Annotated in this window: 12 protein-coding genes; 2 read left to right on the top strand and 10 right to left on the bottom strand. The window is 68.5% G+C overall.

The features are described 5' to 3' along the window. The 10 genes from VNS22_RS20720 to groEL form a co-directional block, all read right to left on the bottom strand. The coding region (locus VNS22_RS20720; protein WP_325735817.1) for a maltotransferase domain-containing protein at positions 1 to 1934 on the bottom strand (1934 nt) is incomplete at its 3' end. Between the two features lie 137 nt (positions 1935 to 2071). Then, positions 2072 to 3823, bottom strand: coding sequence for an ABC transporter ATP-binding protein (locus tag VNS22_RS20725; protein ID WP_325735819.1), 1752 nt, complete (start codon positions 3821 to 3823; stop codon positions 2072 to 2074). 101 nt (positions 3824 to 3924) lie between these two features. Further along, positions 3925 to 4878: an ornithine cyclodeaminase gene (locus tag VNS22_RS20730; protein WP_325735821.1), complete on the bottom strand. Its 954-nt coding sequence runs from the start codon at positions 4876 to 4878 to the stop codon at positions 3925 to 3927. Positions 4879 to 4923: 45 nt separating this feature from the next. Continuing rightward, a complete protein-coding gene (locus VNS22_RS20735) occupies positions 4924 to 5646 on the bottom strand; it encodes a GntR family transcriptional regulator (protein WP_325735823.1) in 723 nt (240 codons plus the stop codon). 162 nt (positions 5647 to 5808) lie between these two features. Beyond that, entirely contained in the window at positions 5809 to 7233 is a 1425-nt protein-coding gene (locus VNS22_RS20740; protein WP_325735825.1) for an aminotransferase, read from the bottom strand. A 112-nt stretch (positions 7234 to 7345) separates the two neighbouring features. Further along, positions 7346 to 8218, bottom strand: coding sequence for an ABC transporter permease (locus VNS22_RS20745; protein ID WP_325735827.1), 873 nt, complete (start codon positions 8216 to 8218; stop codon positions 7346 to 7348). Then, positions 8215 to 9135, bottom strand: a complete 921-nt coding sequence (locus tag VNS22_RS20750) for an ABC transporter permease (protein WP_325735829.1) — start codon at positions 9133 to 9135, stop codon at positions 8215 to 8217. The genes VNS22_RS20745 and VNS22_RS20750 overlap by 4 nt, the downstream gene beginning before the upstream one ends. Before the next feature lie 66 nt (positions 9136 to 9201). Further along, complete coding sequence (locus tag VNS22_RS20755; protein ID WP_325735831.1) at positions 9202 to 10410, bottom strand: hypothetical protein; 1209 nt, start codon at positions 10408 to 10410, stop codon at positions 9202 to 9204. A gap of 85 nt (positions 10411 to 10495) precedes the next feature. Next, entirely contained in the window at positions 10496 to 11560 is a 1065-nt protein-coding gene (locus tag VNS22_RS20760) for an ABC transporter ATP-binding protein (RefSeq protein ID WP_325735832.1), read from the bottom strand. A gap of 300 nt (positions 11561 to 11860) precedes the next feature. Continuing rightward, positions 11861 to 13441, bottom strand: a complete 1581-nt coding sequence (groEL, locus tag VNS22_RS20765) for a chaperonin GroEL (RefSeq protein WP_325735833.1) — start codon at positions 13439 to 13441, stop codon at positions 11861 to 11863. 165 nt (positions 13442 to 13606) lie between these two features. On the opposite strand from groEL, the gene VNS22_RS20770 reads away from it, so the two are divergent. Both VNS22_RS20770 and VNS22_RS20775 read left to right on the top strand, forming a co-directional pair. Next, a complete protein-coding gene (locus VNS22_RS20770) occupies positions 13607 to 15667 on the top strand; it encodes a hydantoinase/oxoprolinase family protein (RefSeq protein WP_325735835.1) in 2061 nt (686 codons plus the stop codon). A 14-nt stretch (positions 15668 to 15681) separates the two neighbouring features. Then, positions 15682 to 16574: hydantoinase B/oxoprolinase family protein (locus VNS22_RS20775; protein ID WP_325735837.1), on the top strand; the 893-nt coding region annotated here is incomplete at its 3' end.

Consider the following 16574-nt stretch of genomic DNA (forward strand, 5'->3'; position numbering starts at 1 on the left):
CCGGTGCGCTCGGAATCCACCGCATAGCTGCGCGAGCGCAGCCGGAACTGGCGGCGGTCGGCCCGGGTCATCACGTCCGCCGCTTCACTGCCCATCAGGATGGCCAGGCGGCTGTCATAGTCCGCGCGCGCCAGCCGCTCGGCCAGCCCCCGGACCTGCCCCGCGACCTCGCCCTGCGCCCCGTCCAGCGCCGCCTCCACCAGGAGCCGGCCTTCCTCCAGCTCCAGGGTCACGTCCAGCCCGGCGGCGTGCTTCTTTTCCAGCTCGTAGCGGAAGATGGCGAACGGATCGCGCCACGCCTCCACCGCGAACTCGTAGCGGCCGACCCGCTCCAGCGGGAAGCTGGCCGTCCAGCGGTCGTTCACGACCAGCTTCATGCGCACTTCCTGCCATTCCGCCTGGTCGAGCGGCCGCCACAGGAGGGCCGCCTGGAGCACGTCGTGCCCGTCGCCGAAGATGTCGGCTTCCACCTCCACGGCCCGGCCGACGATGCGCTTGGCCGGGAAGGCGCCGTCGTCCACCGCGGGCGTGACCTTCTCGATGATCAGGCGCGGCGACGCGACCGCGGCCGCCACGTCCGGCACGCTCACGACGCCGCGGATCATGTCGCTGGCCCGGCCGGTCAGGACCCGCGCCTCGCCCGGCTCCAGCAGGATGCTCTCGCCGGGCGGCAGCTCCAGGCCCGCCTCCTCCGCCCGGAACGGGAAGAACCTGGCGCCGGCATCGGTGGCGATGATGTCGGCATCCGCAGGCGTCGTCCGGGCCAGATCGGCATTGGCCAGCACCAGCCAGGCCCGCCCCGCCCGGCGGGCATCGGGGGCATCGGTGCGCAGGATCGCGGTGAAGGGTGCGGTGTCGTCGCGGGTCAAGAGCAGCGGATGGCCGCGCAGGGCGGCACCTGCCTCGGCCACCAGCCGGTTGGCCGCCCGCACTTCCGCCACCAGGTCCAGGTTGCCCTGCTCGCGCAGGCCGGCCAGGCCCCGCCCGTCGCCACCCGCCGGATCCAGCCGTACCCGGCTGCCGAACTCGAAGCCCATCGGCACCAGCAGCCCGTCGCCCAGGGCGGCGGCCAGCCGCAGCGCCCGCACGGCGCGGCGCTGCAGCACGAGGTCGGGCTCCACCTCGTGGGTCACGCGCTTGTCGAACGGCGCCTCGGGGAAGCCGATGTCGTCGCCGATCGCCCGGTGCAGTTCGTGCTCGTCCACCAGCCAGCTGTCGCGCAGGTTCCACCAGCATAAGGACGAGAAGGCGCCATCGAAGCCGGCGGGCTTCAGTACGCTGCGTGCCTCGAACGTGGTCCCGGGCGTCCAGGCGAGAAAGCGCGTGTCCTGGCCGGCGGCACGGCCGGCCTCGACCAGCAGGCGCAGGCCCGCCTCGGGCACCCGGTCCCAATGGAGGCAGCGAAAGCCGCTGATACCTGCCTGGACGAGGCGGCCCAGCCGCTCGGCCAGCATGCCGAGAAAGGGGTGCTGCTGCGGATCGTCGTTGAAGAACAGGAGCAGGCCTTCGCGCTCGGCCGGGTCACGGCGCGGGTCGAGCACGTCGACCCCGGCATTGGCGAGGCCGGAATCGATGGCGAACCGGCTGTCGCGCGCCACCCGGTCCACCACCAGGTCGACCATCAGCCGCAGGCCGCGCTGGCCCGCCTCGTCGGCGAGCCTCGCCAGCGCCTCGTCGGCATTGCCACCGCCCAGGGCCGGATGGAGCTGGTCCATGTCCTTGGGCAGGAACACGCTCTGGCCATGCCCGGGCAGGAAGGGCGGTGCGGTCAGCACCGTGTCGAAGCCCAGATCCGCCGCGTGATCGAGCAGCTCGCTCCAGCGCTCGAGCGGCCCGGCCACCAGCGGGTGGACATAGTAGATCCGCGGCGAGCCGGTCGCCTGCGCGGTCGACGTGACCGGGGCATCGAGAAGAAGATCGTCTGCTGCTGACACGATAGTGTCCCGTCGCTGTTCGGTCCGATCCATCGGTGGCGCCATGATGGCCGGTCGCCACCGTGAAGCGAACGTCCGGCCCCGCGGGTTCCACACGGATCAACAGTAACGGGACGCTTTTGTTCCGGGCAGAGGGGTCAGGCGGTCAATCCATCCGGCGGCAGCCGGCCGATCTCGACCGCATGCTGGGCCTCGTGGAGCTGCTGGTAGATCCCGCCAGCCCCCACCAGCTCGGTGTGCCGCCCCTGTTCCGCGATGCCATCCTCGGTCATCACCACGATCCGGTCGGCGTTGCGGATGGTGGACAGGCGGTGGGCGATCACGAGCGTGGTCCGTCCCAGCGACAATTCGTGCAGGGAGCGCTGGATCGCCTGCTCGGTCGCGGTGTCGAGTGCCGAGGTCGCCTCGTCCAGGATCAGGATCGGCGGGTCCTTCAGGAAGATCCGGGCGATCGCGAGGCGCTGCTTCTGCCCGCCCGACAGCTTCACGCCCCGCTCGCCCACCACCGTGTCCAGCCCGTCCGGCAGGCTGGCGATCAGCTCTTCCAGCCGTGCCCGGCGCACGGCAGCCAGGATCTCAGCCTCGCTGGCATCCAGCCGGCCATAGGCGATGTTCTCGCGGATGGTGCCCGCGAACAGGAACACGTCCTGCTGCACGATGCCGATCTGCCGGCGCAGCGATTCCAGGGTCAGGTCGCGGATGTCGATGCCGTCGATCGTGATCCGCCCGGCGTCGACGTCGTAGAAGCGCGGTACCAGCGAGCAGAGCGTGGTCTTGCCGGCACCCGAGGGCCCCACGAACGCGACGGTCTCGCCGGCCCCGATCGCGAGCGAGATGTCGCGCAGCACCGGCCGCGCCGTCCCGTAGCCGAAGGTGACGTGCTCGAAGCGGATCTCGCCGGCCAGCGGCGGTGCCGGCACGGCATCCGGCCGGTCGGCGATGTCGGGCTCCGTGGCCAGCAGCTCCGAATAGCGGCGAAAGCCGGCGATCCCCTTGGGGTAGGTCTCGATCACCGCGGTGATCTTGTCGAGCGGGCGGTAGAACACGCCGATCAGCAGGAGGAAGCTGACGAAGCCGCCGACCGATAGCCCGCCGGTCACCACGAAATAGGTCCCGGCCAGCATCACCACGAGCTGGACGAGGCGCATGCCCAGATAGTTGATGGTCATGCTGGCCGACATGATCTTGTAGGCGTCGAGCTTGGTCGCCCGGTACAGCGCGTTGTCCTTGGCGAACAGCCGGCGCTCGTGCTCCTCGTTGGCGAACGCCTGCACCACCCGCATGCCGCCGATATTCTCCTCGATCCGGGCATTGAACGCGCCGACCCGGCCGAACTGGGCCCGCCAGTTGCGGGTCATCCGCCCGCCATAATGGGCGGTCACGAACACGGCGACCGGGATGATCAGGGCGGTGAGCAGGGCCAGGGGCGGATGGACCCAGACCATCAGGGCGAAGGCGCCGATGAAGGTCATCACCGCGATGAACAGGTCCTCGGGCCCGTGATGGGCGACCTCGCCGATCTCCTCCAGGTCCTTGGTGACCCTGGCCACCAGATGGCCGGTCTTCTGGTTGTCGTAGAAGCGGAACGACAGCTTCTGCAGATGGTCGAACGCACGGCGGCGCATCTCGGTCTCGATGTTGATCCCGAGCACGTGGCCCCAATAGTTCACGATCGCCATCAGGCCGGTGTTGAGCAGGTAGACCAGCAGCAAGGCTGCGGCCGCCAGCAGGATCGGCAGCCATTGCTGGCCGGGCAGCAGCATGTCGACATAGATCTTCACCGCGATCGGGAAGCCCAGCTCCAGCAGGCCGGACAGCACCGCGCAGCCGAAGTCGAGCATGAACAGCCGCCGGTGCGGACGGTAGTAGGCGAAGAATTCTCGAAGCATGGTTCCCCAGGCGCGCGGGAGGCCGCCACGGCAGGCCAGTGCATTACGCGGAGCTCACCGCGCATAAGCCGAGCCGGCGATGCTGCCGGCACCCCTGCCCGTCAAGCCCGAACTTGGGCGCGGCCCTGGGCGATCAGGTGGCGGGCGGTGAACAGGTCGAGATGGGCGCCGCCCGAGTTCTTGAAGACCGTGATGTCGTCCGGCGAGGTCCTGCCCGGATGCCTGCCCTGGCAGAGCTGGAACAGGTCGGCCTCGATCGCCTCCAGGGTGATCAGGCCTCGGGCGATCGGCTGGCCCAGGTCGCCGCAGCGGTCGCACTCGGCATAGGTGTCGACGAACAGCCGGCCACGTCGGATCACCGCGTCGTCGGATTCGCGCATCTCGGGCAGGTAGGCACCGATCAGGTCGACATGGGTGCCGGGCCGCAAGAGGTCGCCCTGCACCAGCGGCGTGGTCGACATGGTCACGGTGGTGATGATGTCGGCTTGGGCGGTCGCCAGCTCCAGGTCGGCCGCCACCTCCACCCGCACCGCGTCCAGGTCCAGCCCGTCGGCCACGGCGCGGGCCCGCCCGGACGTGCGGTTCCAGATCAGGACCCGGCGCAGGGATGGCCGCACACTGGTATGCGCCAGTGCCACATGGGGAGCGAGCCCGCCGGCACCGACGATCAGCAGGGTCTCGGCATCGGCGCGGGCCAGGCAGTCGACGCCCAGCGCCGAATCCGCCGCGGTCTTGCGGAAGGTCATGGCCGCACCGTCGGCGGCCAGCAGCGGGGCGCCGGTCCGGCCGTCGAACAATGCCACCAGCCCCTGCACCGAGGGTTCCGGCACCGGCAGAGCGAGATTGCCCGGGAACACGCCGACCAGTTTCACCGCGATCATCTCCCCGGCCGCCCAGGCGGACAGGGCGACGAACCGATCGGGCCCGCCGCCGGGCTCGGCCATGACCGTGCGGTGGGTATCAGGCATCCCGCCCCGGTGCGCCCGGCGCAGGGCCGCCACCAGCGCGGGATAGTCGAGCAGGCGGTGCACCTGTTCGGCATCGAAGACCTGCATCGCGCGCTCCCCTGCCCGCTCCTGCACCAAGCTGCCGGCCGGAGCCTACCAGCCCATGCGGCGGTAGAGGTAGCGCTGGAAGGAGCGCATGTCGGCACAGCGCAGATGCCGGGCGGCCGCGACGTCGCCGGTCTCGATCGCCAGGCCCAGCTCGTCCTGCATGTGCAGGGTGAACTGGAGGAACTCCGGGTCATGCGGCTGGTCCACGCTCATCGCCAGCGCCAGGAACGGCGCATAGCGCAGGTGCAGGCGGTGGACGATGTCGATCAGGATGGGAGCCGCCGAGCCGTCCAGCAGCCGCCGGTTCCACTCCATCAGGCCCAGCACGGTCTGATGGAAGTCGATGCCGAACCGGGAGGAGCGCATCGTCCTGGTCTTGGCGAACAGGGCGCGCGCCTCCTCGGGTACGTTCCGGGCCGCGAACCTCGCGGCAGCCTCGCCCTCGAGCAGCAGCCGCGTGGACCAGATCTCGTCGACGATCGGCCGCTCGATCGGCGGCACGCGGATGGAGCGCGACTGGGTCACCTCCAGCGCCGAGGCGGCCACCAGCCGGCCGACCGCCTCGCGCACTGGCTGCATGCTGGTCTGGAACGTGGTCGCCAGCTTGCGCAGGCTCACCTTGTCGCCGGGCAGGAGGTGACCGGAAAGAATGCGCAGTTCCAGGTCGAGATAGACCTGCTGCCCGAGCGTGTTCTCGTCCCCAGGCGCGGCATCGGTCCGGTCGATGGTGGCGGGGGGGTGCCCGGCAGGCTGCAGAAGGGCAGTCATGAACGTCTTCGAGACCTCGTGCATGCATTCGTCCAGCCAGGCTCGAGCAGGCCGGGCGACAGCATCGCGTCGCCCGGCACCGCCCGCAACCGGCCGGTGCCGGGCAGGACGCTCATGAAACACGGCCGCAGCGTTTCCCGCCGCGGCCGCTGGGAGGCCGCGTCAGGACGCCTTGGCCAGTTCCGTCATCTTCGGCGTCAGATCGTCGATCGCCGCGGCGAAGCGATCCACCGCCAGGTCGCACTCGGCCTTGGTGATGCAGAGCGGCGGCGAGAAGGACACGACCTCGATGAACGGCAGCGCCCGGACCATCAGCCCGTGATCCACCGCCTTGCCCGCGACCAGGCGATGGACGTTGCTGGCGGCATGGAACGGGGTCCGCCTGGCGCGGTCGGCGGTGAACTCCACGCCGATCATCAGGCCGGCACCGCGCACCTCACCCACGTAGGGATGCTCGGCCAGGCGCGACTTCAGCCCGTCCAGCAGATAGGCGCCCACGGTGGCGGCATTGCTCACCATGTTCTCGTTCTCGAGAATCGCGATGTTGGCCAGGCCCACCGCGGCGCCGACCGGATGGCCGGAATAGGTGAAGCCGTGCATCACCGGCCCGTATTCCGGCGAGGCATGCTCCAGCACGTTCCAGATCCGCTCGGAGATCACCGAGGCAGAGACCGGGAAGTAGGCGCTGGTGATGCCCTTGGCGAGCGTCACGATGTCGGGCTTGAGCTCGTAGAGCCCGGTGCCGAACCACTGGCCGGTGCGGCCGAACCCGGTGATCACCTCGTCCGCGATCAGCAGGATGTCGTGCTGGTCCAGGAGCGGCTGGAGCTTGGCGAAATAGCCCTTCGGCGGCATCAGCACGCCGCCCGTGCCCATGATCGGCTCGGCGATGAAGGCGCCGATCGTCTCGGGCCCTTCCCGCTCGATGATCGCGGCGATCTCGGCGATCATCCGGTCCGTGAACGCCTCCTCGCTCTCGCCATCCTCGGCGAAGCGGAAGTAGTGCGGGCAGCTCGTATGGATGACGCCGGTGTCCGGCAGGCTCCACGCCTTATGGTAGGAGGAGATGCCGGTGAGCGTGGCGGCCGCCGCGGTCAGGCCGTGATAGGCGCCCTGTCGCGAGATGATCTTGCACTTCTCGGGCTTGCCGCGCAGGTTCGCGTAGTAGCGCACCAGCTTGTAGTTGGTGTCGTTCGCGTCCGAGCCGGAGGTGCCGAAGAACACCCGCTTGAGGTGCCGGGCGTTGGCGTGCTCGTGGAACAGGTTCAGGACCTTGTCCGCCAGGCGGATGGTCGCCTCGTTGGAGGCCGAGCCGAACAGGTGCCAGTAGTTGAGGTCGAGCACGGCCTGCTTGGCGGCCTCGGCGATCTCGGGCCGGCCATAGCCGATGTTCACGCACCACAGGCCGCCGGAGCAGTCGACCAGCTCGTTGCCGCTGTGATCACGGAGGCGGGCACCCTTCGCCCCGTCCATGATCGCCGGTCCCTTGTCCATGTGGGTGGCGATGGAGGTCAGCGGATGGAACAGGCTGTTCCGATCCATGTCTTCCAGGCTGTAGTTGGCGCGTTCGTCCAGCGCATCCAGCATCGGTTCTTCCACTTTCTAGGAGATAGCGCGCTGGCGCTGCCAAATCGCGCTGTGATCACAGTTGTGCTCCTTCCGGAGCCAGGACGTCAACGCCGGCGCCGCCGCAGCCGGATCAGCTGCGGTCGAGCTTGACGAACAGGAACCAGAAGAACACGCCCATGACCGGCAGGGTGACCACCAGGATGATGGTCGCGAGCGAGAAGATGATCGGCACCTGGGACTGCTGCGAGGCGGCCATCGCCCAGTTGTAGATCGGCATGGTCGTCTCGACGCCGCGCAGGAACAAAGAGCGCAGCAGCTCGTTGAACGACAGGAGGAAGCCGAACACACCCGCACCGAATACGCCCGGCCGCAGGATCGGCATCTCGATGTCCCAGAAGCGCCGCCACGGCGTGGCACCCAGGTCCTCGGCCGCTTCCAGCAGGCGCAGGTCGAACCGGCTGGCGATCACCAGGACCAGCAGCAGCGCGAACGGCAGCGCCCAGACCAGCTGGGCAACGAAGATCGACCAGTAGCCCATCTTCAGCCCGAGCATGGTGCGCAGGAAGATGAACAGGGCAGCGCCCATGGTCAGGCCCGGCACGAACAGGGGCAGAAGCGTCAGGAGCAGGACGCCGCCCGGCCGGCGCATCCGGGTGATCGAGCGGCCGACCATGGTGGCGATCACCATGCAGACGATCGCCACCAGCGTGCTCATCACCAGGCTGACCTGCAAAGGCGGGATCCAGCGTGAATCGGCCGCCAGCGCCGCGTAATTGGCCGTGGTGAGCGGATAGGGAATGCCGGACAGCGGGCTTTGCGAGATCGACATGACCGCCAGCCAGACCAGCGGCACGTAGATCATGGCGATCGCGAAGAAGCCCAGCCACTTGGCAGTGGCGGGCCAGCCCTTCCAGCGGCTGACACGGCGCCAGAACCGGCTGCTGTCGGCCAGCTGGCGCTCGTCGATCAGCGCCAGGGTGGGCAGGTCGGAAGTGCCGATCATCGGCGGATCGCCTGGAACATGGTGGACATGTCGAAGCGCTTTCGGGTGATCAGGATCAGCGCCGCCAGGCAGACGCCGAGCAGCACCACCACGATGGTCGAGAGGGCTGCGGCGGTCGGGTATTTCAGTTCCTGGAGGGCCGAGTTCACCGAGTTGCCGAGCAGGTTGACGAAGCCGCCGCCCAGCATCTGCGGTTCGACGAAGGCCGCCATCAGCGGCACCAGGGTGAACACCACGCCCGCGACCACGCCCGGCAGGGACATGGGCAGGATCACGTAGAGCAGGGTCTGGCCGGGGCTGGCGCCCAGGTCGCTGCTCGCCTGGAGATAGTCGTCATCGATCAGCGACATGATCATGAAGATCGGGAACACCATGGTCGGGAAGTAGGACCCGAGCATGCCGAAATGGACGGCGAATTCCGAGTAGAGCAGCCAGCTGATCGGCTCGTCCACGATGCCCAGCGAGGTCAGCACGGTGTTGACGATGCCGTTGGTGCCCAGGATCGAGCGCCAGACGATGATCCGCGACGAGGTGTCCAGGAAGAACGGGATCGTCAGCAGCGTGATGATGATGGCCTTGGCCGGCTTGGACTTGCAGCCCTTGGCCAGCCAGAGCGCGAACGGGAAGGCCAGGAGCAGCTCGATCAGCGTCATGGTGATGGCGATGCGCAGGGTGCGCACCGCTACGATCCAGCGGCCCGAATCGATCACCGATTCCCAGGTGCCCAGGGTCGGCAGGTACACGACCCGGTAGGACTTCACCTGCAGAAAGCTGAACAGGACGATGACCAGCAGCGGCAGGATGACCACCAGCGACCAGGTGATCAGGAAGGCCGGCACGGCGACGCCCGAGGGCGTCAGCCGGTCCAGCATCCGCCGGCTCCAGGCTCGTCTTGTCGGGATCGCGGCTGCCGCCATCCGTCATGCTCCCGTGGTGTCAGTAGAGAGGCTGGCCGGCCCGGCGGCACCGGGCCGGCACTCGGTTCAGGCGTTGAGGAAACGCTGCCACTCTTCTTCCATGACGTCCGCATTGGACGGCGTGGTCTTGCCCCAGAACGGCTTCTCGAACTTCCTCTCGACCTTCTCGGCCGTGTATTTCAGGAGGTCGACGTCCTCCTGCGGCCAGCCATGCTCGATGGCATACTCCACGCCCAGGTCCATGTTCGGGCCGGCATAGCCGCGCTCCTTGGCCTGATAGGCGCGGTACTCGCCGCCCAGGAAATAGTTCAGGACCTTGTAGATGTTGTCGACATTGTCCCGGTCCATCGCCGCGGTCGCCACGTAGGCGCCGTGGCCCCACTTGTAGTAGCCCTCGACGGTGAAGGCGTAGATCACCGTGCCGGGGCCGAGTGCCAGGTTCGCGTCGCGGGTCGCCGGCTCCCAACAGTTGATCATGTCGATCTCCTTGTTGGAGAGCAGTTGGACCTGCTCCTCGAACGCGGTGAAGATCGTGCGGAAATGGCCGGCCTGCTTGCGCTCGACCAGATAGTCGGCGACCGCGCGGGCCTCCTCCTGGGTGAGGTCGGCAGGGTCCTCGATCTGCGCCCGGCCATGATGCTTGAGGAAGTTGGCGGTCTCGCTCATCGACTGCAGCCAGGAGCGGTCGATCGCGACCCGGCCCTTGACCTGCTCGCCCTCGAAGAAGGTCGTCCAGGGGATCTCGTCCTGGCCGTTCGGATTGGCGCCGATCACTTCCGGGAAGTAGCCGAACGCGTCGCCGTTGCCGATCACCGGCACGCCCCACTGGGTGTCGTCGGCCCGGATCAGGTCGGAGCGCTTCCAAGTGTCCGGCGTGCGCGCCCACAAGGTCAGCTCGGGATGATCCTCGACGATCGGCGCGTAGTAGCCTTCCGGCCCCAGCACGTCCTCGGTACCGCCATCGAAGATGAAGAAGTCGTGAGTGTCACCCAGATCGTTCGACATCACATCACGCATGAACACGCCGATGTCGGCATTGGTCGGCGTGTAGTCCATGGTGACGCCGTTGGACTTGGTCATGATCGACCAGTCCTTCAGCTGGGCGGTCGTGACACCGTAGCCCTTGACCGGGGCGCCGGCGGCCCAGGCTTGCTGGCTCATGCCGGGGAGCGCTGCCGGGAGCGTGGCGGCGGCCGCGGTCAGCGCGGATAGAGAGAGCGCACTCTCCACGAAGTTGCGGCGTGACAGGCGCGGATCGAACTTCCCTTGCGTCATCGGCGTTTCCTTCCCCTTTTCGTTGCTGAAGGCCCTGCTCGACTGGTGGAGGGCTCTGTTATCCGGCAGGGTGACCTGCGCCGCGTCAGGCGCTCATCACCATGCAATCCGCCTTCTTCCACCAGACGAAGCCCTGCTCCGCGGTGGACGAGGAGGAATCCCACAAGCGCACCTTGATCGGCCCCACCTCGGTGAGCACGGTCCGGTCCAGGTACTTGCCCTTGTAGATCGCGCTGTCGAGGCGCCCGGGCAGCACGTTCAGGCCCGGGTCCTGCGGCGGCCGGTCGGCGATGTGCAGGCGCTCGGCGCGCATGCCGACCACGACCTTGTCGCCCACCGCAGGCCTGGTGTGGCCCGACCAGGCGCCGGCCATGCGCTGCCCGTCGACCTCGACCAGGGCATCGTCGCCGTCCAGGCCAACCAGCGTCGCCTCCATCAGGTTCTCCACGCCCATGAAGCCGGCGACGAACCGGCTGACCGGGCGGTCGAAGATCTCGTGCGGCGTGCCGGCCTGCGCGATCCTGCCCTTGCGCATGAGGATGATGCGATCGCTCATCGTCAGCGCTTCTTCCTGGCTGTGGGTGATGTAGACGAAGGTCATGCCTAGAGACTTGTGGATCTCCATGAGCTCGACCTGCATGTCGACCCGCAGCTTCTCGTCCAGCGCGCCCAGGGGCTCGTCGAGCAGGAGGATCGCCGGCCGGGGCACCAGGGCGCGAGCCAGCGCCACACGCTGGCGCTCGCCGCCGGAGAGCTGGTGGATGCGCCGGTCGTACTTGTCGGCCAAGCGTACCAGCTTCAGCGCGTCCTGCGCCCGCTGGCGGCGCTCGGCCGGCGGCACGCCGCGCACCCGCAGGCCGTACTCGACATTGGCGCCCACCGTCATGTGCGGGAACAAAGCGTAGTTCTGGAACACCGTGGTGCAGTTGCGCGAGAACGCCGGCACCTCGCTGACATCCACCCCGTTCAGGCGCAGGGCACCGATCTTGTAGGGCTTCTCCAGGCCGGAGATCAGGCGGAGCAGCGTGGTCTTGCCCGAGCCGCTCTCACCCAGGATGGTCAGGAACTCGCCCGGCGCCGCGGTGACCGTGACATTGTCCAGCGCCACCACGTCGCCATAGGCGTGCACCGCATCGATGACCTCCAGCATCGGCTGGACATTCCCTTGCCTGGCTGGCCCCTCCCTGCCCGGCACGGCGCCCGCGGCCCGGCCTGCGGCCGGCGCCCGCTCCATGGTCGGGGTTGCAAGGGCTGACTGGCCATTCGGCATGCGGCACCTTTCAGCAGAGACCCGGACGCCCGAAAGCGTTCCTCCACACTCCGTGATCACAGCATGCAACCGCTGTGCCAGAGCATTCTTGCTTGATGATCGCGGGGTGGATCCCCGCGCCTCCCTGTCCAAAAAGCTATGCTGTGATCACATCTCAGGCAATCGCCTATTTGAGCGGCGTCATGCGGCACGCGAGGTGATGGCGACCGCCACGCCCAGGAGCCGGGCCGCGGTCGAGGCGGCGTTCTGCACCACCGCGCGCGCCACCGGCAGGGCGTCCACCAGCACCGCTTCCGGCCGCAGGCCACGGGCACCGACGTCGTAGCACTGGCCAACGGCATCCGGTTCGGCCAGCTGCCAGGCCACCATCCGCCCGTCCCCGCCGGCATTGGCGGCGATCTGGCGAAGCGGCGCTGCCAGTGCCGCAGCGAAGATTCGTGCCGCCAACCGTTCCAGCGGGTCGTCCGCGCAGTTTTCCAGGCAATGTCGGCCGGCCCGCAGATAGGCAGCACTGCCGCCCAGGATGACGCCGCCTGATCGGGCGGCCTGCACCGCGGCCGAGGCGGCCTTGGCCTGGCGCTGGCGCACGGCGATCTCGCTCTCGGTGATCCCGCCGATCCGCAGCGTGGCGATGCCGGCCTCCAGCCTGGCGAGGCGGCGCTGATGCTGCTCGCGGTCATAGGCCAGGTGCCGTTCCCGCGCGATGGCCTGGCGGATCTCATTGGCACGGATCCGGACCATCTCGGGATCGCCCTTGCCGCCGGTGATCGTGGTGCCGGTGCGGGTGATCCGGATCCGCAGGGCCTGTCCGGCCATGTGCGGCCGCAGCTTCTCCAGCGTAGTGCCCATCTGCTCGCCGATCACCATGCCCCCGGTGGCGATCGCCAGGTCTTCCAGCATGAGCTGCCGCCAGATGCCGGTCCCGGGTGCCTTGACCGCCGCGACCTTGAAGCCGGCGCGTTGCCGGTTGACCACCAGCGTGCTGAGCGCATTGCCGCCGACGCTGTCGGCGACCAGCACCAGCCCGCGGTCGGCCTTGGCGATCATTTCCAGCACCGGGAGGATCGGCCCGAGCTCGGTCAGCGCGCCCAGGTGAAAGATGATCAACGGGTTCGCGATCTCGACGCTCTGCGTCTCCTGGTCCTCGACGAAATGCGCGGAGATCCAGCCCTGGTCGAAATGCAGGCCAGGCGCCACGTCGAGCTCGTCCCGGCTGCCGCGCCCTTCCTCCACCTGCACGACCCCGTCGGCACCAGCCGCCAGATGGGCCTCGACCACCCTGCGCGCGAGAGACAGGTCGCCGCCGGCCGCCTGGGCTGCGACCTGCGCGAGCTGCGCCTGATCGGGATCGGTGATCGCACGCGCTTCCAGGGCAGCGATCGCGTGGCCTGCCTGGCGATCGAACGCGTCCTGCAGCTCGGCTGCGGCAAAGCCGGCCTGGACCACCCGCCGGCCCTCGCGGAGCAGGGCCCGGGCCATGATCACGGCACTGCTGGTGCCGTCGCCCACCTGGTCGAGCGTGCGCCAGGCAAGCTCGCGCATCGCCCGTACGCCCATCTGCTCCGCCGGATCGTCCCGCTCCAGCTGCTGCAGCACCGCATAGCCGTCGCGCAGCAGCAAGGGCGTCGCGAACGGCCGCTCGATCAGCACGGCGCGCCCGGCCGGGCCCAGCGTGGTCGCCACCAGATCGGCGGCGAGATCCACACCCTGCCCGAGCGCCTGCTGGGCCTGCAGCTCCTCCAGCATGACCTTCGCGACCATCACGTCCCCCTGTTGAACCCATGCCCGGCCGATCCAGAGCACGGGTCATGCCAGCCGATCGCGCCCTGCCCTGGCATAGCGCTTGCATCGTGATCACAGCGGCACTTGCCACTGTGATCACACGGTGGCTACCTTTTCTGAAAAGGTCGGGAGGGAAAAGCAGGGATGCGCTTGGCTTGCGATACGGGCGGCACTTTCACCGATCTGGTCGTCGAGGACGGCGACGAGATCCGGCTGTTCAAGGCGTCCACCACCCCTGACGACCCGGTGCGCGGCGTGCTCGATGCGCTGGCGCTTGCTGCCGCGCATTACGGCATGGACCGCAAGGACTTCCTGGCCCGCGGCCAGATGTTCATCCACGGCACCACCCGCGCGATCAACGCGATCCTGACCGGCAACACCGCGAAGACGGCGTTCCTCACCACCGAGGGCCATCGCGACGTGCTGGTGATCCGGGAAGGCGGCCGGATCGAACCGTTCAACTTCACCGTCCCCTATCCCGAGCCCTATGTGCCGCGGCGCCTGACCTTCGAGGTGCCGGAGCGCATCAATGCCGCGGGCAAGGTCGTCCAGGCGCTGGACGAGGCAGCAGTCCTCCGGATCATCGAGAAGCTGAAGGAGCAGAAGGTCGAGGCGGTCGGCGTCTGCCTGCTCTGGTCGGTGATGAACGCCCAGCACGAGCGCCGGATCGGCGAGCTCCTGGCCGAGCACCTGCCGAACGTCTCGGTGACGCTCTCCCACGTCCTGAACCCGACCCTGCGTGAGTACCGGCGCGCGTCGGCGACCGTGATCGACGCGTCGCTGAAGCCGCTCATGTTCAAGTACCTGAACGGGCTCACCAACCGGCTGCGCGAGGCGGGCTTTGCCGGGCGCACCCTGATGGTCACGTCTGGCGGCGGCATCATGGACGCCGAGGCGGTGGCCCGCGCCCCCATCCATTCGATCAATTCCGGCCCGGCCATGGCACCGGTGGCCGGCCGCTACTATGCCGAGCGCGACTTCGGCAACGCGGTGGCGATCGTGGCCGATACCGGCGGCACCAGCTACGACGTGAGCCTGGTGCGCGACGGGCGGATCCCGTGGACCCGCGAGACCTGGCTCGGCCAGCGCTTCCGCGGCCACATGACCGGCTTCCCGTCGGTGGACGTGAAGAGCATCGGTGCCGGCGGCGGCTCGATCGCCTGGGTCGATTCCGGCGGGCTGCTCCAAGTCGGACCCAAGAGTGCCGGCTCCACGCCCGGCCCGGTCGCCTATGGCAAGGGCGGCACGGAGCCGACCGTCACCGACTGCTCGATCATCCTGGGCTATATCGACCCGGACTTCTTCCTGGGCGGGACGATGGCGCTGGACCGCGACGCGGCGGTGGCGGCGCTCAAGGAAAAGGTCGCGGACAAGCTCGGCCTCTCGGTCGAGGAGACCGCGGCCGCCGTCCTGGCGCTCGCCACCGAGAAGATGGTCGGCGCGATCGACGAGATCACGGTCAACCAGGGCATCGACCCGTCCACCGCGATCCTGATCGGCGGCGGCGGTGCCGCCGGCCTGAACGCGGTGGCGGTCGGCAAGCGCCTGGGCTGCGCCGGTGTGCTCATCCCGGAGGCAGGAGCCGTGCTCAGCGCCGCCGGCGCCCTGATGTCGGAACTGTCCTCCGACTATGCGCAGATGCTGTTCACGGTGAGCGACCGTTTCCAGTTCGACAGCGTGAACGAGGTGCTGGCGAACCTGGAAAGCCGCTGCCAGGCCTTTGCCGCCGGGCCCGGCGAGGGTGCGCTGGAGGTCGTCACCGAGTTCTCGGTGGAAGCGCGCTATCCGCACCAGATCTGGGAGATCGAGGTACCGCTGGCCAAGGGCCGGATCGAGGGCCAGGCGGAGCTGGACGCGCTGAAGCAGGCCTTCCACGCGACGCACAAGGACATCTTCGAGATCTCCGACCCCAACTCGGAGGTCGAGTTCGTCACCTGGCGGACCAAGGTGCGCTGCCGGCTGCGCGAGGGCGGCAGTGGCCGCCTGCCCACGCCTGAAGGCAGCGGGCCGATGATGTCCAGGCGCCAGATCTATTTCGCCGCCACCGGCTGGGTGGATGCGCCGGTGGTGCGGTTCGAGGCGATGGCGGCGGACGAGCCGGTGACGGGGCCGGCGGTCATCGAATCCTCGTTCACCACCGTGGTGGTCGATCCGGACACCACCGCAGTGCGCACCGAAGGTGGTGGCCTGCGGGTCACGTTCTGAGCGGGAGGCCGACCATGACTGCTTCCGCTGCCCAGAAGGCCCGCGATGGCGTGCGCACTGCGATCCTCTCCAGCCGCATGGAGAGCATCGCGCGCAAGATGCAGAACACCCTGTTCCGCACCGCGCGCTCGGGCATCCTGAACACCGCGCACGATTTCTCCTGCGTGATCCTGACCGCCGACTGCCGCTTTCTGGCGGCGGCGGAGAGCCTGCCGATCCATACGCTGATCGGACCAGACCTGATGTGCCAGGCGGTCAAGAAGCACCATCCGGTGCTGCAACGCGGCGACTGCTTCCTCCACAACAGCCCCTACGAGGGCAACTCGCACGCCGCCGACCACTGCCTGATCGTGCCAGTGGTCGACGACGACGGGATCCTGCGCTTCTTCGTGCTGGCCAAGGCGCACCAGGCCGATTGCGGCAACTCGCGGCCATCCACCTATCTGGGCGACGTGGTCGACGTGTACCAGGAAGGGGCGCTGATCTTCTCGGCGACCAAGATCCAGTCGGACTATAAGAACAACGACGACATCATCCGGATGTGCAAGGCGCGCATCCGCGTGCCCGAGCAGTGGTGGGGCGACTACCTGGCCTCGCTGGGCTCGGTGCGGATCGGCGAGCGGGAACTGCTGGCCCTTGGCCGCGAGGTCGGCTGGGACGTGCTTGAGAACTATGCGGAGGCCTGGTTCGACTATTCTGAGAAGAAGATGGTCGACGCGATCGGCCGGCTGAAGAGCGGGCGCCGGGTGATCCGGGCATCGCACGACCCCTTCCCGGGCGTGCCGGACGGCATCCCGGTCAAGGTCGATGTCACGGTCGATGCCCCGGCCGGGAAGATCACGGTCGACCTGCGCGACAATCCCGACTGCCAGCCCTGCGGCCTGAACCTGACCGAGGGCACCTCGAT

Origin of the sequence: Geminicoccus sp., from assembly GCF_035556675.1 — a bacterium.
GTDB lineage: Bacteria > Pseudomonadota > Alphaproteobacteria > Geminicoccales > Geminicoccaceae > Geminicoccus.

Coding starts and splice junctions, on each gene's coding strand:
- VNS22_RS20750 (WP_325735829.1), bottom strand. CDS start 9,135: ATGGCGGCAGCCGCGATCCCGACAAGACGAGCCTGGAGCCGGCGGATG.
- groEL (WP_325735833.1), bottom strand. CDS start 13,441: ATGGTCGCGAAGGTCATGCTGGAGGAGCTGCAGGCCCAGCAGGCGCTC.
- VNS22_RS20755 (WP_325735831.1), bottom strand. CDS start 10,410: ATGACGCAAGGGAAGTTCGATCCGCGCCTGTCACGCCGCAACTTCGTG.
- VNS22_RS20740 (WP_325735825.1), bottom strand. CDS start 7,233: ATGCTGGATGCGCTGGACGAACGCGCCAACTACAGCCTGGAAGACATG.
- VNS22_RS20745 (WP_325735827.1), bottom strand. CDS start 8,218: ATGATCGGCACTTCCGACCTGCCCACCCTGGCGCTGATCGACGAGCGC.
- VNS22_RS20770 (WP_325735835.1), top strand. CDS start 13,607: ATGCGCTTGGCTTGCGATACGGGCGGCACTTTCACCGATCTGGTCGTC.
- VNS22_RS20725 (WP_325735819.1), bottom strand. CDS start 3,823: ATGCTTCGAGAATTCTTCGCCTACTACCGTCCGCACCGGCGGCTGTTC.
- VNS22_RS20760 (WP_325735832.1), bottom strand. CDS start 11,560: ATGCTGGAGGTCATCGATGCGGTGCACGCCTATGGCGACGTGGTGGCG.
- VNS22_RS20735 (WP_325735823.1), bottom strand. CDS start 5,646: ATGACTGCCCTTCTGCAGCCTGCCGGGCACCCCCCCGCCACCATCGAC.
- VNS22_RS20730 (WP_325735821.1), bottom strand. CDS start 4,878: ATGCAGGTCTTCGATGCCGAACAGGTGCACCGCCTGCTCGACTATCCC.